This window comes from Pigmentiphaga sp. NML080357 (assembly GCF_002188465.1).
Classification (GTDB): Bacteria; Pseudomonadota; Gammaproteobacteria; order Burkholderiales; family Burkholderiaceae_B; genus Pigmentiphaga.
Window position 1 is genome coordinate 21139 of sequence record NZ_NINW01000050.1, and the last position, 21303, is coordinate 42441.

At 68.0% G+C, this 21303-nt stretch carries 17 protein-coding genes and 1 tRNA gene; 9 read left to right on the forward strand and 9 right to left on the reverse strand.

The features are described from left to right. The first annotated feature begins 124 nt into the window (after positions 1–124). A complete protein-coding gene (locus tag CDO44_RS25840) occupies positions 125–907 on the forward strand; it encodes a class II glutamine amidotransferase (protein ID WP_087783153.1) in 783 nt (260 codons plus the stop codon). Between the two features lie 15 nt (positions 908–922). Here the strand turns inward: CDO44_RS25840 and uraD are convergent, their stop codons facing one another. Together uraD and puuE are read right to left on the reverse strand one after the other, a co-directional pair. Continuing rightward, entirely contained in the window at positions 923–2704 is a 1782-nt protein-coding gene (gene uraD / locus CDO44_RS25845; protein WP_087783154.1) for a 2-oxo-4-hydroxy-4-carboxy-5-ureidoimidazoline decarboxylase, read from the reverse strand. An 8-nt stretch (positions 2705–2712) separates the two neighbouring features. After that, positions 2713–3654: an allantoinase PuuE gene (gene puuE, locus CDO44_RS25850; RefSeq protein ID WP_087783155.1), complete on the reverse strand. Its 942-nt coding sequence runs from the start codon at positions 3652–3654 to the stop codon at positions 2713–2715. Positions 3655–3840: 186 nt separating this feature from the next. On the opposite strand from puuE, the gene uraH reads away from it, so the two are divergent. After that, positions 3841–4194, forward strand: a complete 354-nt coding sequence (uraH, locus tag CDO44_RS25855) for a hydroxyisourate hydrolase (RefSeq protein WP_087783156.1) — start codon at positions 3841–3843, stop codon at positions 4192–4194. Here the strand turns inward: uraH and CDO44_RS25860 are convergent. Beyond that, positions 4157–5134: a LysR family transcriptional regulator gene (locus tag CDO44_RS25860; RefSeq protein ID WP_087783157.1), complete on the reverse strand. Its 978-nt coding sequence runs from the start codon at positions 5132–5134 to the stop codon at positions 4157–4159. The two genes, uraH and CDO44_RS25860, sit on opposite strands and share 38 nt — an antisense overlap. Positions 5135–5268: 134 nt before the next feature. Between CDO44_RS25860 and xdhA the strand changes: the two genes are divergently transcribed. From xdhA to xdhC, 3 genes are read left to right on the forward strand one after another with little or no spacing between them, the layout of a single operon-like run. Beyond that, positions 5269–6870, forward strand: a complete 1602-nt coding sequence (gene xdhA, locus CDO44_RS25865) for a xanthine dehydrogenase small subunit (protein WP_087783158.1) — start codon at positions 5269–5271, stop codon at positions 6868–6870. Then, positions 6867–9191, forward strand: a complete 2325-nt coding sequence (gene xdhB, locus CDO44_RS25870) for a xanthine dehydrogenase molybdopterin binding subunit (RefSeq protein WP_087783159.1) — start codon at positions 6867–6869, stop codon at positions 9189–9191. Before xdhA ends, xdhB begins: the two co-directional genes overlap by 4 nt. Continuing rightward, a complete protein-coding gene (xdhC, locus tag CDO44_RS25875; protein ID WP_087783160.1) occupies positions 9188–10045 on the forward strand; it encodes a xanthine dehydrogenase accessory protein XdhC in 858 nt (285 codons plus the stop codon). Before xdhB ends, xdhC begins: the two co-directional genes overlap by 4 nt. 50 nt (positions 10046–10095) lie before the next feature. Here xdhC and CDO44_RS25880 read toward each other — a convergent pair whose 3' ends face one another. The 6 genes from CDO44_RS25880 to CDO44_RS25905 form a co-directional block, all read right to left on the reverse strand. Beyond that, on the reverse strand, positions 10096–12033 hold the full coding sequence (locus tag CDO44_RS25880) for an ABC-F family ATP-binding cassette domain-containing protein (protein ID WP_087783161.1): 1938 nt from the start codon (positions 12031–12033) through the stop codon (positions 10096–10098). A gap of 13 nt (positions 12034–12046) precedes the next feature. Then, a complete protein-coding gene (gene prmB / locus CDO44_RS25885) occupies positions 12047–12940 on the reverse strand; it encodes a 50S ribosomal protein L3 N(5)-glutamine methyltransferase (RefSeq protein WP_087783162.1) in 894 nt (297 codons plus the stop codon). A gap of 204 nt (positions 12941–13144) precedes the next feature. Further along, positions 13145–14275, reverse strand: coding sequence for a succinyl-diaminopimelate desuccinylase (gene dapE / locus CDO44_RS25890; protein ID WP_087783163.1), 1131 nt, complete (start codon positions 14273–14275; stop codon positions 13145–13147). Positions 14276–14303: 28 nt separating this feature from the next. After that, positions 14304–15134 (reverse strand): 2,3,4,5-tetrahydropyridine-2,6-dicarboxylate N-succinyltransferase, encoded by an 831-nt coding sequence (dapD, locus tag CDO44_RS25895; RefSeq protein WP_087783164.1) that lies wholly within the window; start codon positions 15132–15134, stop codon positions 14304–14306. A 132-nt stretch (positions 15135–15266) separates the two neighbouring features. Further along, entirely contained in the window at positions 15267–16475 is a 1209-nt protein-coding gene (dapC, locus tag CDO44_RS25900) for a succinyldiaminopimelate transaminase (protein ID WP_087783165.1), read from the reverse strand. Between the two features lie 42 nt (positions 16476–16517). Further along, positions 16518–17246, reverse strand: coding sequence for a helix-turn-helix domain-containing protein (locus CDO44_RS25905; protein ID WP_087783166.1), 729 nt, complete (start codon positions 17244–17246; stop codon positions 16518–16520). 428 nt (positions 17247–17674) lie between these two features. Between CDO44_RS25905 and CDO44_RS25910 the strand changes: the two genes are divergently transcribed. The 4 genes from CDO44_RS25910 to clpX all read left to right on the forward strand — a co-directional run bounded on the left by CDO44_RS25910 (position 17675) and on the right by clpX (position 21189). After that, positions 17675–17761 (forward strand) — tRNA-Leu (locus tag CDO44_RS25910). Positions 17762–17957: 196 nt separating this feature from the next. Next, positions 17958–19268 carry a trigger factor gene (tig, locus tag CDO44_RS25915; RefSeq protein WP_087783167.1) on the forward strand — a complete coding sequence of 437 codons (1311 nt, stop codon included), beginning with the start codon at positions 17958–17960 and terminating at the stop codon, positions 19266–19268. Next, entirely contained in the window at positions 19268–19924 is a 657-nt protein-coding gene (gene clpP / locus CDO44_RS25920; RefSeq protein ID WP_087783168.1) for an ATP-dependent Clp endopeptidase proteolytic subunit ClpP, read from the forward strand. The genes tig and clpP overlap by 1 nt, the downstream gene beginning before the upstream one ends. A gap of 2 nt (positions 19925–19926) precedes the next feature. Beyond that, positions 19927–21189 carry an ATP-dependent Clp protease ATP-binding subunit ClpX gene (clpX, locus tag CDO44_RS25925; protein ID WP_087783169.1) on the forward strand — a complete coding sequence of 421 codons (1263 nt, stop codon included), beginning with the start codon at positions 19927–19929 and terminating at the stop codon, positions 21187–21189. Positions 21190–21303: the final 114 nt, after the last annotated feature.

The following is a 21303-nucleotide window of genomic DNA, read 5'->3' on the forward strand; positions in this document are numbered from 1 at the left end:
TGGTGCATCGCCTCCCCGAGTTGGTGCGAACCGGTATTGCAATTTGTTAAAAAGCAGGATCCGTGCCCGCAAGCGTGCTTTCGACGCCTGCATTCCCGCTTCCGCGCACCGCGAAGGGTCTCCCATGTGCCAACTGCTCGGCATGAACTGCAATACGCCGACCGACATCGTCTTCAGCTTCACGGGCTTCGCCACGCGCGCCGGGCGTACCGGCGAGCACGTCGACGGCTGGGGCATCGCCTTCTTCGAAGGGGCAGGCGTGCGCCACTTCGTCGACCACGAGCCTGCGCTGGTGTCCCCGGTGGCGGACCTGATCCGGCGCTATCCGATCAAGTCCGGGAACGTGATCGCCCATATCCGCAAGGCGACGGTCGGACGGGTGGCCCTGGAGAACTGCCATCCCTTCGTGCGGGAGCTGTGGGGGCGCTACTGGGTATTCGCCCATAACGGCGACCTGGCCGACTACCATCCCCGGCTCGCCGGACCCTACCGGCCGGTGGGCGATACCGACAGCGAACGCGCGTTCTGCTGGATGCTGCAAGCCCTGGCCGGGCGCTTCGCCACCCACCCCGGCCCCGAGGCGCTGGCCGACGCGCTGGGCGAACTGACCGCGTCGATCGCCGAGCACGGCACCTTCAATTACATGCTGTCCGATGGCACGGCCCTGTATGCGCATTGCTCGACGCGCCTGCACTACCTCGTTCGGCAGCATCCGTTCGCGACCGCCAGCCTGTCCGACGACGAAGTCAGCGTCGATTTCGCGCAAGTCACCACGCCCGACGACCGTGTCGCCGTCATCGTGACCGAACCGCTGACGGCCAACGAAACCTGGCGCTGTTTCGAGGCCGGAGAGTTGATGGTGTTCGTGGACGGCGCGCCGGTGCTGGCGCGGCAGGTCAGTCCGTAGGCGCCGCGCCGCTGCTCATTTCGCGGCGAGCGAGGCCGCCAGCTGCTCGAGGAAGTCCACCGTCAGCTCGCCCGCGAGCTGGGCGTCGTCGGCTGTCATGGTCTCGAGCGGATTGTGGCTGATGCCGCCGTTGCCGCAGCGGGTGAACAGCATGGTGATGGACGTGGCCTCGGCCAGTTTCATGGCGTCGTGGCCGGCTCCCGACGGCAGCTCGAAGGCGGGCAGTCCGCGGTCCGCGATGGCGCGCGACCACATGGCCATCTGCTCGCGCGAGCAGGGCGCCGCGGCGGCGCGCATCAGTTCTTCGGTCGTCACGGAAATGCCGCGGCGGGCGCAGATGGCGGTGATCTCGCGTTCGATGTCGGCCAGCGCGGCGTCGCGCACGGCGTTGTCGGCCGCGCGGATGTCGAGCGACAGGGTGCAGGCGCCCGGGATGACGTTGATCGATCCATGGGGCACGTTCAGGATGCCGACCGTGCCGACCAGCGACGGAACCTGCGCGCAGCGCCGTTCGACCGCCAGCACGATCTCCGCGGCGGCGCAGGCGGCGTCGCGCCGCATGTCCATGGGCGTGGTGCCGGAGTGGCTCGCCACCCCGCCCAGGGTCAGCATGCGCCGCACGCTGCCCGCGATGGAAGTGACCACGCCGACCGGGAGGTTGCGCTCGAGCAGCACCGGTCCTTGCTCGATGTGGATCTCGAAGTAGTGCCGCAGCCGCGCGGCCTCGGCCGCCGCCTTGCCGAGCTGCTCGGGATCCAGGCCCGCCAGCTGCATGGCCTCGCGCATGCTGATGTCGGCGGCGTCGAGCGTATCGAGCACACTGGCGTCGAAGCGGCCGATGTAGGCCGACGAGCCGAGGAAGGTGCTACCGTAGCGCACGCCTTCTTCTTCCGCGAAGGCCACGACGTCCAGGTCGAAGGGCAGGCGGCGGTTGCGCCGCTTGAGGTCGGCCACCACCGCGATGGGCAGCAGCACGCCCAGGCGGCCATCGTACTTGCCGCCGTTGCGTACCGTGTCGTAGTGGCTGCCGGTTGCGACCAGCGGGGGCGAGACGATCGCCGGCGCGGCGCGGTAGCGGCCCACGACGTTGCCCGCCGCGTCCTGATAGACGGTATCGAAGCCCGCTTCCATCATCCAGGCCTGGATGCGCGCCGCCACCGCGCGGTGGGCGGGCGTCAGGTAGGTGCAGGTCAGATGGTCCGGCGAATCGGAGTGCGCGGCCAGGGATTCGGCCCATGCCATCACGGTGTCGCCGTAGGGACGCGTGAGCGACAGGCGGTCCGCCAGCCGGATCTCGGCAATGCGGTCGATCTGTCGCAGCGCTTCGGCGAACTCCAGGTCGGGCGCGTTGCGCAGCCTGCGCTCCATCGCGGCAATGATGTCGTAGCGACTCAGTCCGGCGCCCGTGGGGCCGCGCACCGCGATGATGAACGGGAAACCGAAACGGCTGTTGTAGGCCGCATTGAGCTGGTGCAGCAGCTCGAATTCCTCGGGCGAGCATTGGGTCAGTCCGGCGCGCGCCTGTTCCCCGGCGGAGTCCTCGGTGAGCTGGCCCGCCACGGCGGCCCGTCCGGCCAGTTCCGGATGGGCGCGGATCAGCGCCAGCTGTTCTTCGCGGCTGGCCGCGCGCACGGTCTGCGCCAGCGCGTACTTGAGCGCGGCCACTGAAGCGAACGGCCGCTTGGCCGCGACCCGTTCCATGACCCAGGGGCTGTGTTCGTAGAGCCCGTCCAGGAACTGGACGAAGCGGGCGGGATCCGCGGCATTGAGGACGTCGAGCGTGAGCGAGGCGGTCATGGCGATGGTCAGGAGGCGGAACCGGTGGCCGGCACGTAGGGATGTTCTTGTTTCCAGTGCCGCGCGATGTCGACGCGGCGGCACACCCAGATGTCCTGGTGCTTTTCGATATGGTCGAGAAAGCGTTGCAGCGCCGGAAAGCGGCCCGGGCGGCCGAGCAGGCGGCAGTGCATGCCGATGGACATCATGCGCGGCTTGTCGGCGCCTTCGGCGTAGAGCACGTCGAAGGTGTCGCGCAGGTAGTGGTAGAAATGATCGGCGGTGTTGAAGCCCTGGGGCGTGGCAAAGCGCATGTCGTTGGCGTCCAGGGTGTACGGAACGACCAGGTGGGGCTTGCGTTCGCCGGAGGAGGTCTCGACTTCGGTCCAGAAGGGAAGGTCGTCGCCATAGTAATCGCTGTCGTACAGATAGTCGCCCTGTTCGACCAGCAGGCGCCGCGTGTTGGGGCTGTCGCGGCCGGTGTACCAGCCCAGCGGCCACGCGCCGTCGGTCAGCCTGCGCAGGATCTCGGTGCCGCGGTGCATGTGCTCGCGCTCGGTGGCTTCGTCCACGTTCTGGTAATGGATCCAGCGCCAGCCGTGGCAGGCGATCTCGTGCCCATGTTCGAGGAAGGCAGAGGTGGCCTCGAGGTTGCGTTCGAGCGCCATGGCGCAGCCGAATACCGTGAGCGGCAGGCGCCGGCGCTCGAATTCGTTCAGGATGCGCCATACGCCCACGCGCGATCCGTACTCGTAGATGGAGTCCATGCTCATGTGCCGCGCCGGATAGGCGGCCGCGCCGACGATCTCCGACAGGAACTGCTCGGACGCCGGGTCGCCGTGCAGCACGTGGTTTTCCGCGCCTTCCTCGTAGTTCAGGACGAATTGCACGGCGACGCGGGCGCGGCTGGGCCAGCGGGCGTCGGGAAGGCTGCGGCCGTAGCCGGTCATGTCGCGGGGATATGCAGTCATGGCGCTCGCAACGGGTAAGAGGGAGAGGCCCGGCGTGTCACGCCGGCACGGGCATTTTCACACGTCGCGCGCAGGAGCTGCTGCGCGTCGGGATGTGGCCGCTAGCGAAACTATATACACTTTTGTGCTCTCGCCGAACCGGCGCACGCAGGCACCGCCTGTCCGTACAGCGATGAAAGGACTTCCATGGGAAAGCTGACGACTCACGTTCTTGATACCGCCAATGGCTGCCCGGCCGCCGGCCTGCGGATCGAGCTGTTCCGCCTGGACGACGGCCAGACCGTCCTGTTGCGGCAGGTGGAGACCAATGACGACGGCCGCGTCGACGGCCCGCTGCTCGAAGGCGACGACTTCGCCGCCGCCACCTATCGCCTGGCGTTCGAGGCGGGCGACTATTTCGCCGGCAAGGGCGTGTCCGTGCCCGAGCCGCGCTTCGTGGACCGGGTCGTGCTCGACTTCGGCATCGCCGATCCCCGGCAGCATTATCACGTCCCGCTGCTGGTCAGCCCGTGGAGCTGGAGCACCTATAGGGGGAGCTAGGGCGCACGCAGGCGGCGATCTGCTCGCGCAGCCACTTGATGGGGCCGTCGCGCCGGGTGCGCGGATGCCACAGCAGGTAGTACTGCAGCGGCGGCAAGGGCAGCGGCAAGGGCGTCACGCGCACGGGGAGCGAGCTTTCGAAGAAGTCGGTAAAACGCTTGCCCGTGGTCAGCAGGAGATCCGTCTGCGTGAGGACATAGGGGATCAGGCTGAACACCGGGCACTCGAGCGCGATCTGCCGGGTATGTCCAAGGCGGGCGAGCATCGTGTCGACCGTGCTGCGCAGGCCGGGACGCATGGCGGTAGGCGCCGCGTGTCGCGCCTGCAGATAGGCCTGCATGGTCAGGCTGCGCTGGGCCAGCGGATGATGGCTGCCCATCATCACCACCAGTTCGTCATTCATCAGCGGTAGCCGGTGCAATTGCGAGGGCGGATCGGGCCAGTTGGCGATTACGAGGTCCAGCCTCCCGTCGGCGAGCTTCTGCGCGTAGTCCAGGTCGTCTGTCAGGGGATGCACGCTGAGCGCGAGCGAGGGCGCCGCCGCGCGCAAGCGGCCGGCCAGGCGCGGCAACAGCATGGGATCGAGGTAATCGGGGGCCGCCAGATGCAGGGTCCCGTGGGCCCTGCGGGGATCGAACTCGGCCGGCGGCGCGAGAAAGTGCTCGGCCTGGGCCAGCAGTTCGCGCGCCGGCGCTTCCAGCGACTGCGCGGTCGCGGTCGGCACCACGCCGCCGGGGCCGCGCACGAACAGCAGGTCGCCGGTCAGGCGGCGCAGGCGCGCCAGCCGCGTCGACAGCTGAGGCTGGCCCATGCCCAGCCGTATCGCGGCGCGCGAAACGTTCAGCGTATCGAGCAGCGTGACGAAAGCCTGGATGTCCGTCATGTTGAGCTGCGACAGCTCGGCGCTGGCCTGGGCGGCAGGGGAGGGGGCGTGGGACATGGCGGCGTTTCCTCCAGATCATCCCGGAAAGCGAATGATCATCATGCGAATAGGCAGATGATAACCGCCGCCAAGGCGCGTATGTTTGCGGTATAGACCCCCGGCGACGGAGGGGGAACTCCTGGTAGAACGACATGCCTTCCGATCTTTCCATTCCTGTTCGGCCTCCCGAGGTGCAGACCCGTCCCATCCGCTTCTGGCATGGTTCGCGGCGCATCGACCTGGACAGGGTGCCGCCCGCCCTTACCGTGCTCGAATGGCTCCGGGAAGAAGCGGGCTGCCACGCCGTCAAGGAAGGCTGCGCGGAGGGCGATTGCGGTGCCTGCACGGTGGCTGTGACGGAACTGGACGAAGGCGGCCGGCCCCGGACGCGCGCCGTCAACGCCTGTATCCAGCCAGTGGCCACGCTCGACGGCAAACTGCTCGCCACCGCCGGAGACATCGGGACGGCGGGCGCCCTGCATCCGGTGCAGCAGGCCATGGTGGACCACCATGGCTCGCAGTGCGGTTTCTGCACGCCCGGTATCGTGATGTCCCTTTACGCGCTGTATGAAAACAAGCGGCTGGCGGAGCAGGGGCCGGTGACCCGCGCGGAGGCGGTACAGGCGCTGTCGGGCAACCTTTGCCGCTGCACCGGCTACCGGCCGATCCTGGACGCGGCGCAGGCCATGCGGGGGCAGGCCTGGCGGGGCGAGCCCGCCGCCGAACTGCGGGCTCGGCTGGAGCAGGTGGCGGCCGATGGCCGAGCCTGGATGCCTGCCGAGGCGGCGGAAGGTTTCGCCGGCCACGCGCGTGGCCGCTTTCTCGCGCCGCGTACCCTCGCGCAGTTGGCCGCGCTTCGCGCCGCTTGTCCGGACAGCCGCATCGTCGCCGGCGCCACCGACGTCGGCCTCTGGGTCACCAAGCAGCACCGCGCGCTAGGCGACGTGCTGTGGATAGGCGGGGTGCGCGAACTGGCCGCCATCGGCAGGGTGGACCGCGATCCGGTGGCGTCGGAACGCTGGGGCAGGCCGACCACCTGCCTGGAAATCGGCGCCGCCGTCACGGTCGCCGATGCCTGGCGCGCCCTCGCGCCGCATTTTCCCGCCTGTGCCGAGTACTTCGACCGCTTTGCCTCGGTGCCGGTGCGCAACAGCGCGACCCTGGCGGGCAACGTGGCCAACGGCTCGCCCATCGGCGACACGGCGCCGCTGCTGATCGCGCTGGGCGGTTCGGTGGTGCTGCATCGGCAAGGCGCCGAACGCGTGCTGCCAGTCACCGATTTCTATCTCGGCTACCAGAAGAACGATCTGCAGCCGGGCGAGTTCGTCCGCGCGGTACGAGTGCCGCTTCCGGAGCCCGATGTCGCCGTCCATGCGTGGAAAGTCTCCAAGCGCCCCGAACAGGACATCAGCGCAGTGGCTCTCGCCACGGCGCTGCGGGTCGAAGGCGGCCGCATCGTCGCCGCCGGCATCGGCGTCGGAGGCATGGCGGCGGTGTCCAGCCGCGCACCGCGCACCGAGCAGGCCCTGCTGGGGCTCGCGGTCGACCAGCCGGGCCTGCGCGACAGTCCGGCCATGCGGGCGGCCTGGCAAGCCATGCACGATGAGTTCGATCCGCTCGACGATCATCGCGCCAGCGCGGCGTACCGGCGCCGGGCGGCCGCCAACCTCGTGCTGCGCTCCTGCCTGAGCGTGGCCGGCGCGGGGCAGGCGCCACGGCTCGGCGAACTGGCGCCGATGGAGGTGCAGCCATGAACGCGCCCGATCATCCCGGCATCCTGAACATCGAGGCCGAACCCTTGGCCTGCGGCACGTCGGCGCCCCACGAGGCGGCGCACCTGCACGTCACCGGCCAGGCCCTCTACGTGGACGATTATCCGGAGCCGCGCGGAACGCTGTTCGTCGCGCCGGTGCTGTCGAACGTCGCGCATGGGCGTCTCCGGGGCGTCGATGCCTCCGCCGCCCTCGCGGTGCCCGGCGTGCATCGCATCGTGACCGCCGCGGATCTGCCCGCGGGCAACGTGCTCGGACCCAAGCACGACGAACCGGTCCTGCCCAGCGACGTGGTGGAGTACCTGGGCCAGCCGGTGGCGCTGGTGATCGCCAGCGGCGCCAAGGCCGCGCGCGTCGCCGCGCGCGCGGTCAAGCTCGACATCGAGGCCCGGCCCGCCATCCTGACCATAGACGAGGCGCTGGCGGCGCAGTCGTGGGTACTGCCGCCGGTGCACCTTGTCGAAGGCGACGTCGACGGCGCGCTGGCGGCCGCGCCGCACCGGCTCGAAGGCGAACTCGCCGTGGGCGGGCAGGAGCAGTTCTACCTGGAAGGCCAGATCGCGCTGGCCATGCCCGGCGAGGACGGCACGATGAAGGTGCTGTCCTCCACCCAGCATCCGGGCGAAGTGCAGCATTGGGTGGCCGATGCGCTCGGCGTGCCCGCGCATTCGGTGCAGATCGAGTGCCGGCGCATGGGAGGCGGTTTCGGGGGCAAGGAGACCCAGGCCGGACACATCGCGGTATGGGCCGCGGTGGCAGCGAGGATCAGCGGCGCGCCGTGCAAGATGCGCCTCGACCGCGACGACGATTTCCTCATCACCGGCAAGCGCCATCCCTTCATCGGCCGCTGGAAGGTCGGCTTCGACGACGAAGGCCGGATACTCGCGCTCGATCTCCTGCAGGCGGCGGCCTGCGGCTTTTCCGCCGACCTCTCGGGACCGATCGCCGACCGCGCCATCTTCCACGCCGACAATGCCTATTATCTGCCGGCCGCCGCGATCCACAGCTATCGCTGCAAGACGAACACGCAGTCCCATACCGCATTCCGGGGCTTCGGCGGACCGCAGGGCGTCGGCATGATCGAAGCCGTCATGGACGACATCGCCCGCCACCTCGGCCTCGATCCGCTGGCCGTGCGCCGCGTCAACCTGTACGGCGAGGCGCCGCGCGACCGTACGCCTTACGGCATGCAAGTGACGGACAACATCCTTCCGCCGCTGATCGGCCGGCTGGAAGCCGATTGCGGCTATGCGGCCCGCCGCGCGGCCATCGAGCGATGGAACGCGGGCAGTCCGGTGGTCAAGCGCGGGCTTGCGCTCACGCCGGTAAAGTTCGGCATTTCCTTCACCGCCACCATGTTCAACCAGGCGGGGGCGCTGGTGAACGTCTACACCGATGGTTCGGTCACGGTGAACCATGGCGGCACGGAGATGGGCCAGGGGCTGCACACCAAGGTGTGCCAGGTCGTGGCCGACACGCTTGGCGTGCCGCTGGAGCGCGTGCGCATTACCGCCACCGATACCGGCAAGGTGCCCAACGCTTCGGCCACCGCCGCGTCGAGCGGTACCGACCTGAACGGGCGCGCGGCCGAGTTCGCGGCGCGGGAAGTGCGCGACCGCCTGCGCGCCTACGTGGCCCGTGCGCGCGGCATCGATACGGAGCAGGTGTCGATACGCCACGGCAAGGTCCGGGTGCCCGGCGCCGAGCTCGAATTCGCCGACGTTGCCAAGGCGGCCTACGCCGCACGCGTCTCGCTGTGGTCGGACGGCTACTACGCCACGCCCAAGATCCACTACGACCAGGCCACCATGCGCGGGCGGCCGTTCTACTACTTCGCCTATGGCGCTGCAGCGGTCGAGGTCGCGGTCGACACCCTCACCGGCGAGACGCGGCTCTTGCGCGTGGACATCCTGCACGACGTGGGACGCTCCATCAATCCGGCCATCGACCTGGGGCAGATCGAAGGCGGCTTCGTGCAAGGCGTGGGCTGGCTGACGTCCGAGGAACTGGTCTGGACGCGCGAGGGCCGGCTGGCCACGCACGCGCCGTCGACCTACAAGATACCCACCGCGGGCGACGTACCGGCCGAATTCCACGTCCAGCTCTGGCCCGAGCCCAACCGCGAGGACAACGTCTACGGTTCCAAGGCCGTGGGCGAGCCGCCCTTCATGCTGGCCTACGCGGCGTTCTTCGCGATACGCGAGGCGGTGGCCGCGGCCCGGCGGGACCGGGGCCTTGCGGGGCCGGTCCCGCTGTCGGCCCCCGCCACGCCCGAGGCCGTGCTGCGGGCGGTAGAGCGATGACAGGCGCCGCGCTGCTGCCCGACGGGCTGGTCGATTTCGCGCGCGCCGCCGGCGGGCGTCCCTTGTGCCTGGTGCGGATACTCGATGTGCGCGGCAGCGTGCCGCGCGGCACCGACGCGGCGCTGCTGGTCGGCGAACACGGGTTTGCCGGCACCATAGGCGGCGGACATCTGGAGTACGAGGCCATCCGGTACGCGCGCAAGCTGCTGCGGCAGCCTGCCGAGGAGGACGCAGACGCGCCGGCGCACACGCGGCGTTTCGCCCTCGGCCCGAGCCTGGGCCAATGCTGCGGCGGCAGCGTGGAACTCGGTTTTTCCCTGTTGCGCGATCCGGCCGCCGCGCTGCCCATGCTGGCGGCGATGGAGCCCCGGCCGCACCAGCTCTGGCTCTATGGCGCGGGTCACGTCGCGCGGGCGCTGGTGCACGTGATGTTGCCCCTGCCGTTCCTGATCCGCTGGATCGACACGCGCGAAGACGTCTTTCCCCACCCGTTGCCGCCGCAGGTGGAACCCGTGCAAACCGACGATCCGCCGTCCGAGGCCGCCTGCGCGCCGCCGGGCGCCCTGCACCTGATCATGACTCATAGCCATGCGCTGGACTTCGACATCGTGCGCGCGGTGCTCGAGCGAGGCGGCGGCGTCTATTGCGGTCTGATCGGCTCGGCCACCAAGCGGACGACTTTTGAACGCAGGCTGCGCGCACGCGGCATGGACGACGCGCTGATTGCGCGATTGACGTGCCCGGTCGGGTTGCCGCAGCTGACCGGCAAGCTGCCGGGAATCATTGCGGTATCGGTGGCAGCCCAGCTGCTGGAGGCGGTGGAAGCGCGGGCGGGCGCCGGCCAGCCGGCCTGAACCGCAAGGTCCAGGCAGCGGGCGGCAGCGGCGGCTTGGCGGCGCGCCTTCTAGCGCTCGGCCGGCGCCGGCAATCCTTGGTCGATCGCCTCCAGCTCCTCTTGCACGCCCAGCCATTCCTCTTCGATTTCACCCAGGCGTTTCAGCAGGTCGCCATGTTCGGCAAGGACACGGCGGCATTCTTCCTTGCGGGATTCCTCGTAGAGGTCGGGGCCTGCGATGAGGGCGTCGAGCTCGCGTTTGCGGGACTCGAGTTTCTGCATCTGCTCTTCGAGTTTTTTGAGCCGGGTCTCGAGCGGTTTGCGTAGCGCCGACAGGCGCTGCCGGTTCTCGGCCTCGAGGCGGCGCTGAGTCTTGCGGTCGACCGCGTCCGCGGGCGACTGAGCGTCGCCGGAAGCGGGTGCCGCCGCATCGCCCGCGCGGCGGTTGTTGAGCCAGTCGCGGTAGTCTTCCAGGTCGCCGTCGAACTCCCGCACGCCGCCGTCGGCCACGATCCAGAAGCTGTCCACGGTGGTACGCAGCAGGTGGCGATCGTGCGAAACCAGCAGCATGGTGCCTTCGAACTCGGCCAGCGCTTCGGTCAACGCTTCCCGGGTATCAACATCCAGGTGGTTGCTGGGTTCGTCCAGCAGCAACAGGTTGGGTTTTTTCCAGACCACCAGCGCGAGGGCGAGCCGGGCCTTTTCGCCGCCAGACATGGGGCCCACCTTGGCGAGCGCGAAATCGCCCGAGAAACCGAAGCCGCCCAGATAGTTGCGCAGGTCCTGTTCGCGCGCCTCGGGCGCGAGCCGCGCCAGGTGCACCAAGGGCGTGGCCTCGGTGTCGAGCATGTCGAGCTGGTGCTGGGCGAAATACCCTACTTCCAGGCCGCGAGCCGCCTTGCGCTCGCCCGCCAGCGGCAAGAGTTCGCCCGCCAGGGTCTTGACCAGGGTACTCTTGCCCGCGCCATTCGCGCCCAGGATGCCGATGCGCGCGCCGGCCCGCACCGAGAGCTTGACGCCGTCCAGGATGGGCGCCTCGGGATAGCCCGCGCGCACGCCGTCCAGCGACAGCAGCGGGTCGGGCATGTGGTCGGGGGAGGGGATGCGGATGTCGATGCCCGAGGCGGCGCGTACCGGCGCGAGCACCTGCATCCGCGCCAGCGCCTTGACCCGGCTCTGGGCCTGCTTGGCCTTGGTGGCCTTGGCCTTGAAGCGGTCGATGAAGCTCTGCAGGTGCGCCGCCTCGCGCTGCTGCTTCTCGTAGGCGATCTGGTTCTGGCGCAGCCGCTCGGCGCGCTGTGTCAGGAAATCCTCGTAGCCGCCCTTGTAGCGAACCAGCTTGGCCTGGTCGAAATGCAGGATGGTGCGGGCTACCGCGTCGAGGAATTCGGTGTCGTGCGAAATCACCAGCACCGTGCCTGGATAGGCCGCCAGCCACCGTTCCAGCCACAGCATGGCGTCCAGGTCCAGGTGGTTGGTGGGTTCGTCAAGCAACAGGAGGTCCGAAGGCGCCATCAGGGCACGCGCCAGGTTCAGGCGCATGCGCCAGCCGCCCGAGAAGCTGGCCACGGGCCGGCGGAACTCCTGTTGGGCGAAGCCCAGGCCGACCAGCAACTGTTCGGCCCGGGACTGCGCCGAGAACGCGTCCGCGTCGGCCAGTTCCGCTTCCAGCTCGGCCAGCCGCAATCCATCGCGGTCGGCATCCACGGCCGCGCGTTCGGCCTGCAGGCGGCGCAGGCGGGTGTCGCCGTCGATGACGAATTCCAGCGCCTCGCGATCGGTGTCGTGGATTTCCTGGGCGATCGAGGCAATGCGCCAGCTCGCCGGAATGTCCAGGTCGCCCGCGTCCGGGTCCAGTTGGCCGTTCAGGAGCGCGAACAGCGTGGACTTGCCCGCGCCGTTGGGTCCCACGATGCCGACGCGTTCGCCCGGGTGGACAACGAAGTCGGCGCCGTCCAGCAGCACCTTGGTGCCGCGCCGCAGAGTAATGCCTGATGCTCGTATCACTTGAAGGAATGCCTCAGACCAACTGATCCTGCCTGAGCAGCAGCACCTTGTCGTCGCCACCGGAGGTGCTCAGCCATACCGGATCGAGATGGGGAAAGGCCTGCTCGAAATAGCTTTTCTCGTGACCCAGCTCCAGCACCAGGATGCCGTCGGGCTGCAGGAAATCGGCAGCTTGCGCCAGCAGCGGCCGGATGAGGTCCATGCCGTCCGCGCCGCCCGCCAGCGCCAGGCTGGGCTCGTGCCGGTATTCCGCCGGCAGCGCATCCATGGACGCGGTGTTGACGTAGGGAGGGTTGCACAGGATGAGGTCGTACTGCGCCGGGGGCAGCTTCTCGAACAGGTTGGACTGGTGCAATGCGACGCGGTCCTGCAGGCCGTAGTCGTCCACGTTGATGCGGGCCACGTCCAGCGCATCCTGCGAAATGTCCACCGCGTCGACCTGGGCGTGCGGGAAGGTCTCCGCCGCGGCGATGGCCAGGCAGCCCGATCCCGTGCACATGTCCAGCGCCCACTCCACGGCGTACGGATCGTCGATCCACGGGGCCAGGCCATCGTCCAGGAGCTCGGCGATGTAGGAGCGCGGCACGATGACCCGCTCGTCCACGTAGAAGCGGCGGCCGCGCAGCCAGGCTTCGTTGGTCAGATAAGGCGCGGGCAGGCGCTCGTCGATGCGTCGGTCGATGATGGCGAGCACGGCGGCGCGTTCGTCATCGAGCACGGCGGCGTCGACGAAGGGTTCGAGCCGGTCGATGGGCAGGTGCAGCGTATGCAGGACCAGATAGACGGCTTCGTCGTAGACGTCGAGCGTGCCGTGGCCCAGCGCGATGCCGGCGGCATTGAAACGGCTGACCGCGTAGCGGATCAGGTCGCGCACCGTGCGCAAGGAATGGAAATCGGCGGCCGGCATATCGGTATCCAGATTCAGAGCGCCGCGGATCCGGCTCGGCCGGTTCGCCAGCGCCGCCCCCTCAAGAGCGCGCGCAACGCGTTCAGGGGATGGGGTTTCATTTCAGTTCTCCACGGCGCATGACCAGGGCACCGCGGATCCGGCTCCGCCGGTCCGCCAGTGCCGCCCCCTGGGGGGCGCGCGTCAGCGCGTAGGGGGGGACTTTCATCTCAATAGTGCTTCGAGCGTCCGCCGATAGATGTTCTTGAGCGGTTCCAGGCTGTCCACCGCGATGTGCTCGTTGACCTTGTGGATGGTGGCGTTGACCGGGCCGAATTCCACGACCTGCGGACAGATCCGGGCGATGAAGCGGCCGTCGGAGGTGCCGCCGGTGGTCGACAGCTCGGCCTCGATGCCGACTTCCGCGGCGATCGCCTCCGTCAGCGCGCTGCACAGCGTGCCGCGCGGCGTCAGGAAGGGCAAGCCGGAAAGCGACCAGGCCAGCGCATACTCGAGGCCGTGGCGGTCGAGAATGTCGTGCACCCGGGCTTTCAGCCCTTCTTCGGTGCTGGCGGTGGAGAAGCGGAAATTGAAGTCGACCACCGCTTCGCCCGGCACGACGTTGGTGGCGCCGGTGCCGCTATGGAAATTGGAGATCTGGAACGTCGTGGGCGGAAAGTACTCGTTGCCGCGATCCCATTCGGTGGCGGCCAGCTCTGCCAGCGCCGGTGCCGCCTGGTGGATGGGGTTGCGTGCCTTCTCGGGATAGGCCACGTGGCCCTGCACGCCCTTGACGACGAGACGGCCGGACAGCGAGCCGCGCCGGCCGTTCTTGATGGTGTCGCCGAGCTGGGCCGACGAGGTCGGTTCGCCGACGATGCAATAGTCCGGCGCTTCGCCGCGCGCCGCGAGCAGCTCGCAGACCTTGACCGTGCCATCGGTGGCCGGCCCTTCCTCGTCGGACGTGATCAGGAAGCCGATGGAGCCGTGATGGTCGGGGTTGTGCGCGACGAATTCCTCCGTCGCCACCAGGAAGGCCGCGATGGAACTCTTCATGTCGGCCGCGCCGCGGCCATATAGCTTGCCGTCCAGCCGGGTGGGCACGAAGGGGTCGGTGTTCCAGTGTTCCCGCGGACCGGGCGGGACGACATCGGTATGCCCGGCAAAGACCACCAGCGGCCCTTGCGTGCCGCGGCGCGCCCACAGGTTGACCACCCCGCCGCCTGCGACGGTTTCGCATGCGAAACCGAGCGCGGTCAACCGCTCGGCCAGGAGGGCCTGGCAGCCTTCGTCTTCGGGGGTGACCGAGGGGCGGCGGATCAGTTCTTCGACCAGGGAAAGGACGGTGGCGGTCATGATGGGCGCGATGGGGAGGCGGCGGCGGTCAGGCGCGCAGCAGGTCGTTGATGCTGGTCTTGGCGCGGGTCTGCGCGTCGACGCGTTTGACGATGACGGCGCAGTACAGGCTGTACTTGCCGTCGGCCGACGGCAGGCTGCCCGGCACGACCACCGAGCCGGACGGCACGCGGCCGTAGAGGATCTCGCCGGTCTCGCGGTTGTAGATCTTGGTGCTCTGGCCGATGAACACGCCCATGGACAGCACCGAGTTCTCTTCCACGATCACGCCTTCGACGACTTCGGAGCGGGCGCCGATGAAGCAGTTGTCCTCGATGATGGTGGGATTGGCCTGCAGCGGTTCCAGCACGCCGCCGATGCCCACGCCGCCCGACAGGTGGACGTTCTTGCCGATCTGCGCGCACGAACCCACGGTGGCCCAGGTGTCGACCATGGTGCCTTCGTCGACGTAAGCGCCGATGTTGACGTAGGAGGGCATCAGCACCGCGTTGCGGGCGATGAAGGAACCGCGGCGGGCGACCGCCGGCGGCACTACGCGAAATCCGCCTTGCTTGAAGTCCTCGGCGCTGTAGCCCGCGAACTTGCTGGGTACCTTGTCGTAGAACTGCAGTGCGCTGCCGGGGCCGGTGCCCATGACGACGTTGTCCTCGAGGCGGAAGGACAGCAGCACCGCCTTCTTGATCCATTGGTGGACGGTCCAGTCGCCGTTCTGCTTCTCGGCCACGCGCAGTTCGCCCTTGTCAAGGGCGTTCAATACGTGGTCCACGGCTTCGCGCACGCCGGCGGGGGCGGCGGCGGGCGACAGCGAGGCGCGGTCTTCCCAGGCTTGTTCGATGATGGTCTTGAGGTCTTGGCTCATGGTCGGATTCCAATAAAAGGACCCCCCTTACGCGCTTGCGCGCTCCCTCCGAGAGGGCGGCACTGGCGGACCGGCAAGGCCGGATCCGCTGTGTCCAGGGTGGTGAAGTGTATTTGCATGCGGTGCGGGTGTTTATGCGATGCGCGGGGTTGGCAGCGAACGGGCGTAGCGGGCCAGGCGATGGGCCGCCTCCACGCATTCGTCCAGCGGCGCCACCAGCGCCAGGCGCACGCGATTGGCGCCGGGATTGCCGGCGGCCGTTTCGCGGGCCAGGTAGCTGCCGGGCAGGGCCGTGACGTTCTCCTGGGCCAGCAGGCCCCGCGTGAATTCGGTGTCGTCGATGGGCGTGCGCGGCCAGAGGTAGAACGAGGCCTGGGGACGCTGGACGTCCAGCGCGTCGCCCAGGATGGGCAGGACGGCGTCGAATTTCTCGCGGTACATGCGCCGGTTCTCGCGCACGTGCTCCTCGTCGTTCCATGCCGCGATGCTGGCCGCCGACACCACGTCGCTCATGGCGCTGCCGTGGTAGGTCCGATACAGCAGGAACGGGGCCAGCAGCCTGGCGTCGCCCGCCACGAAACCCGAGCGCATGCCCGGCACGTTCGACCGCTTGGACAGGCTGGAGAACACCACGATGTTGTGGAAGTCGCCGCGGCCCAGCCTATGGGCCGCTTCCAGCGCGCCCAGCGGCGGTTCGGCCTCGTCCAGGTAGATCTCGGAATAGCATTCGTCCGAGGCGATGACGAAGCCGTACTTGTCCGCCTGCGCGAACAGGTATTTCCATTCGTCCAGGTCCATGACGTTGCCCGCCGGGTTGCCGGGCGAGCAGACATAGACGAGCCGCGTCTCGCTCCACACCGCCTGCGACACCGAAGACCAGTCGCAACCGAAGTTGCGCGCCGGGTCGGCGTTGACGAACGTCGGCCGCCCGCCGGCCAGCAAGGCCGCCCCTTCATAGATCTGGTAGAAGGGATTGGGGCACAGCACCCTCGGCTGATGCGCGCCGTCGAGCACCGTTTGCGCGAATGCGAACAGCGCCTCGCGCGAGCCCAGCACCGGAAGCACCTGGGTGTCGGGATCGATCGCGGGCAGGCCGTAGCGCCGCTCGAGCCAGCCGGCGATGGCCGCGCGCAATGCGGGCGAGCCCTTGGTGGGAGGGTAGCTGGACAGCCCGGACAGGTGCTGCCGGATGGCGTCCTCGATGAACGCCGGCGTGGCGTGCTTGGGCTCGCCGATCGACAGGCCGACGGGACGCAGGTTCGCGGGCGGCACGACATCGGCGTACAGCGCGCGCAATTTTTCGAAGGGGTAGGGCTGCAGCAGCCCGAGACGAGGATTCATGGGCGCGATTGTAACCTCGGGCCCGCCGTTTTGCCGGCTGCGCTAGGACACGCGCTTGGCGCCCGTATCGACGCGCGCGCAAGGCTCGGTGAACGCATAGCCGACGCCGCGCACCGCTTCGAGCGGCAGCTTGATGCCGTGGCGCGCCGCCTTGCGCCGCAGGCGGCTCACGAGGACCGCGACGTTGTGCAACTGCCTCTGTCCGTCCCGGACTGAGGCGGCCTGCCACTGCGCGAAGGTCAGGACGCGGTTCGGCGCCATGAACAGAAGGCTGACGAACTGCCATTCGGTCAACGTCAGCGGCAGGCTTTGATCTCCCGGGCCGATCAGGCGCCGTGGCGGCGTCGACAGGCGCCACTGGGCGGGCGCGGGGACGGGCCGCTCGATGCTCTCCGGCGCCATCGGCGCATCCAGATGGCGCCGCATCGTACGCAGAATGGCGGTCAGCTCGACGCGGGCATCCGAGCCCATTACCCGGACTTCCACGCCGGACGCGGCCCCCGTCGCCTGCCTGCCGGCCGGGGTGGCGGCGTCCGCCGTGCGCGGCACGTAGACCAGCCGGGGCAAGGGATAGTCGTCGAACGCCGCCGCCTGCCTGGCGTCGGCGAGGATCACGGGAAGCTTGCCTGCGCGCATCAACGCATGGACCTCCTGCGTGCTCGTGCAGACGTAGACGATGAAGCCCGTGCGCATGAGTTCGTTCGCGATATCGTAGTCGCGTCCGGTTTCTCCAAGCAGTACGGCGATTTCGGGCAGGTTCGTATCGATCATTCCGTGGGGTGGGCGGCGTCGCGGTTCGGGTGCAAGCGCTGGCGTTTGCACGGTGTATGCCCGCAGGGCCTGCCAGGCCCGCCTGTCGAGCCTGGTGGAGCGGTCGAGCCGCGTGCCGGAGCCGCTGGCGCAGAGTGATTGCAGGATTGCAATGGCAATCTATCCCAACGTTTCCGAAAGGATGATCAATAAGCGTAAACATTGGGCCCGCATGGCACGGAAGTGGCGCGGCAAGCGCAAACAATGGTTGTCCCGCCCCGGATCCCTTGATGTCGGGCCTGTTGCTCCCATATAGGGATCTCGCCGGCAAGGCGTGCCGGCGGCGGGCAGCCGTGGGCCTCGGATGCGGCAGAAGGGTGGCGGGTGCCGCCCGGCAGGGGTCGCTTCCGGCCTTTTCCAATACTCGGGTTACAATCCCGTTTCTGAGTGCGACCGTGGCGAAATTGGTAGACGCAACAGGTTTAGGTCCTGTCGGGAGAAATCCTGTGGAGGTTCGATTCCTCTCGGTCGCACCACAAGTTTGAACCACCCTGGCGGTGTCCGGCCGCAGCCGGCGCAAGGCTGCTCCCGGGGGAGCCGGGCGTCGCCGCGGCGCCGCCCGGGGCTGTGGCACAATTCGCGAATGCCCGGATCGATCTTTGGTTGCGGTGCCTCTCGCGGCGCGGGTAACTCCGATTCTGTCGATTACACATACTCAATATAGGTTTTTGCATGCAGCCTGTGGTTGAAACCCTGTCAGGTCTTGAGCGGCGCGTGGATCTTTCCGTGCCGGTGGCCGACATCGAAAAAGAAGTCGAAACGCGCCTGAAGCGCCTGGCCCGCACCGCCAAGATGCCGGGCTTTCGACCCGGCAAGGTCCCGCTGCCCATGCTGGCCCGCACCTACGGTCCCGACGTGCGCATGGAAGTGCTGAACGCCAAGATCGGCGACGCGCTCGAGAAGGCCGTGGCCGAGTCCAAGCTGCGCCTGGCCGGCTCGCCGTCGGTCGAGCCCAAGACCGAGGGCGTGCCCGAGGACGTCGTGGCCTTTACCGCCACGTTCGAGGTCTATCCCGAAGTCGTGATCCCCGACCTCTCCGCGCTGGAAATCGCCAACGCCAAGAGCGAAGTGGGCGATGCCGAGGTCGAGCGCACGGTCGAGATCCTGCGCAAGCAGCGCGTCTCGTTCGAAGAGCGCGAAGGCCGTGCGGCCGCCGACAACGATCGCGTCACGCTGGATTTCGCCGGCACCATCGACGGTGTCGCGTTCGAGGGCGGTACGGCGCAGGACTTCCCATTCGTGCTGGGCCAGGGCCGCATGCTGCCCGAGTTCGAGCAGGCCGCGCGCGGCATGAAGGCGGGCGAGACCAAGGTGTTTCCGCTCGCGTTCCCGGCCGACTACGGTTCCGCCGAGGTCGCGGGCAAGACGGCCGAATTCACCATCACGATCAAGAAGGTGGAAGAGGGCGTGCTGCCCGCGGTTGACGCCGAGTTCGCCAAGCAACTGGGCCAGGCCGAGGGCGACGTCGAGAAGCTGCGCGCCGACATCCGCGCCAATCTCGAGCGCGAGGTGCGCAACCGCACGCAGGCCCGCACCAAGGCCAGCGTGATGGACGCCCTGGCCAAGGCCGCGACCTTCGACATCCCGAAGGCCCTGGTCAGCGACGACACCGAGCGCCGCATCGCCGCCGCCCGCGAGGATCTCAAGCAACGCGGCGTACCCAATGCGGACAAGCTGCCCATCCCGGCCGAGGCCTTCGCATCGGAGTCCGAGCGCCGCGTGCGCCTGGGCCTCCTGGTGTCCGAACTGGTCAAGACCGAGAACCTCAAGGCCAAGCCCGACCAGATCCGCGCCCGGATCGAGGACTTCGCCCAGAGCTACGAGCGCCCGGAAGAAGTCGTGCGCTACTATTTGACTGACAAGGCCCGCCTGGCCGAGATCGAGGCCATCGTGCTGGAGGACAACGTCGTTCAGCATGTCCTGTCCAAGGCCAAGGTCACGGACGAGCAAGTCTCCTTCGATGAATTGATGGGAACGACCTGATGCAACGCTTCGTAGATTTCTACGCATCGATGTACGGGGCCGAGTCGCTCGGTCCCAAATCCCTCGGCTACGTGCCGATGGTGATCGAACAGTCCGGTCGGGGTGAGCGTGCGTACGACATCTACTCGCGTTTGCTGAAAGAGCGGATCATCTTTCTGGTGGGGCCGGTGGCGGAAGCCTCGGCCAACCTGATCGTGGCCCAGTTGCTGTTCCTCGAGTCCGAGAATCCCGACAAGGACATCTCGCTCTACATCAACTCGCCCGGCGGGTCTGTGTATGCCGGCATGGCCATCTACGACACCATGCAGTTCGTCAAGCCCGACGTGGCGACGCTCTGCACCGGACTGGCCGCCAGCATGGGCGCGTTCCTGCTGGCCGCGGGAGCCAAGGGCAAGCGCATCTCGCTGCCCAATTCCCGCATCATGATCCACCAGCCCTCGGGCGGCGCCCAGGGGCAGGCGACAGACATCGAAATCCACGCCCGCGAAATCCTGTACCTGCGCGAACGCCTGAACCGCATCCTGGCCGAGAACACCGGCCAGCCGATCGAGCGCATCGCGGTGGACACGGAACGCGACAATTTCATGTCGGCGGCTGATGCGCTATCTTATGGCTTGATCGACAAAGTCTTCAGCAGTCGTAGCGAACAGGGTTGACCATGTCGGAAAAGAAAGGGTCGAACGAAAAGCTGCTCTATTGCTCGTTCTGCGGCAAGAGCCAGCATGAGGTTCGCAAGTTGATCGCCGGACCGTCGGTGTTCATTTGCGATGAGTGCATCGACCTCTGCAACGACATCATCCGCGACGAAGTGGCAGCCGACGTCAAGACCGGCGCCAAGTCCGAGCTCCCCACGCCGGCCGAGATCAAGGAAATCCTCGACCAGTACGTGATCGGGCAGACCCGGGCCAAGCGGATCCTGTCGGTGGCGGTGTACAACCATTACAAGCGCATACGTCACGCCGGCGGCAAGGCGGACGACGTCGAGCTGTCAAAAAGCAACATCCTGCTGATCGGCCCCACCGGGTCGGGCAAGACGCTGCTGGCGCAGACGCTCGCCCGTCTGCTGAACGTACCGTTCGTGATCGCCGACGCCACCACGCTGACCGAGGCCGGCTACGTGGGCGAGGACGTCGAGAACATCATCCAGAAGCTGCTGCAGAACTGCAACTACGACGTCGAGAAGGCGCAGCGCGGCATCGTCTACATCGACGAGATCGACAAGATCTCGCGCAAGGCCGACAACCCGTCCATCACCCGCGACGTTTCCGGCGAGGGCGTGCAGCAGGCCTTGCTCAAGCTGATCGAAGGCACGGTCGCGTCGGTGCCTCCGCAGGGCGGCCGCAAGCACCCGAACCAGGACTTCGTGCAGATCGACACGACCAACATCCTGTTCATCTGCGGCGGCGCTTTCGACGGATTGGAAAAGGTCATCCGCGGCCGCACCGAGAAATCGGGCATCGGCTTCGGCGCCTCGGTCAAGTCCGAAGCGGAGCGTTCGGTCAGCGAACTGTTCGGCGAGGTCGAGCCCGAGGACCTGATCAAATTCGGCCTGATCCCCGAACTGGTCGGCCGCCTGCCGGTCGTGGCGACGCTGGACGAGCTGAACGAGGAAGCGCTGATCCAGATCCTGGTCGAACCCAAGAACGCGCTCGTCAAGCAGTTCCAGAAGCTGCTCGCAATGGAAGGCGCCGAACTGGACGTCCGTCCCCAGGCCCTGCAGGCCATCGCCCAGAAGGCGCTCAAGCGCAAGACCGGCGCCCGCGGCCTGCGCTCCATCATCGAGGCCGCGCTGCTCGACACCATGTACGAACTGCCCACCCAGGGCAACGTCACCAAGGTGGTCCTCGACGAAAACGCCGTCACGGGCGAGGGTGTTCCCCTGCTCATCTACGGCGACAAGCCGAAGGTGGCTAGTAAGTAGGTCCCCCCTACACGCTTGCGCGCGCCCCCCAGGGGGCGATGCGAGTGGACCGGCGGAGCCGGATCCACCGCATCCTGGGGTACCGCCAGGATGGCGGGGAACGGCGTTCTCTTC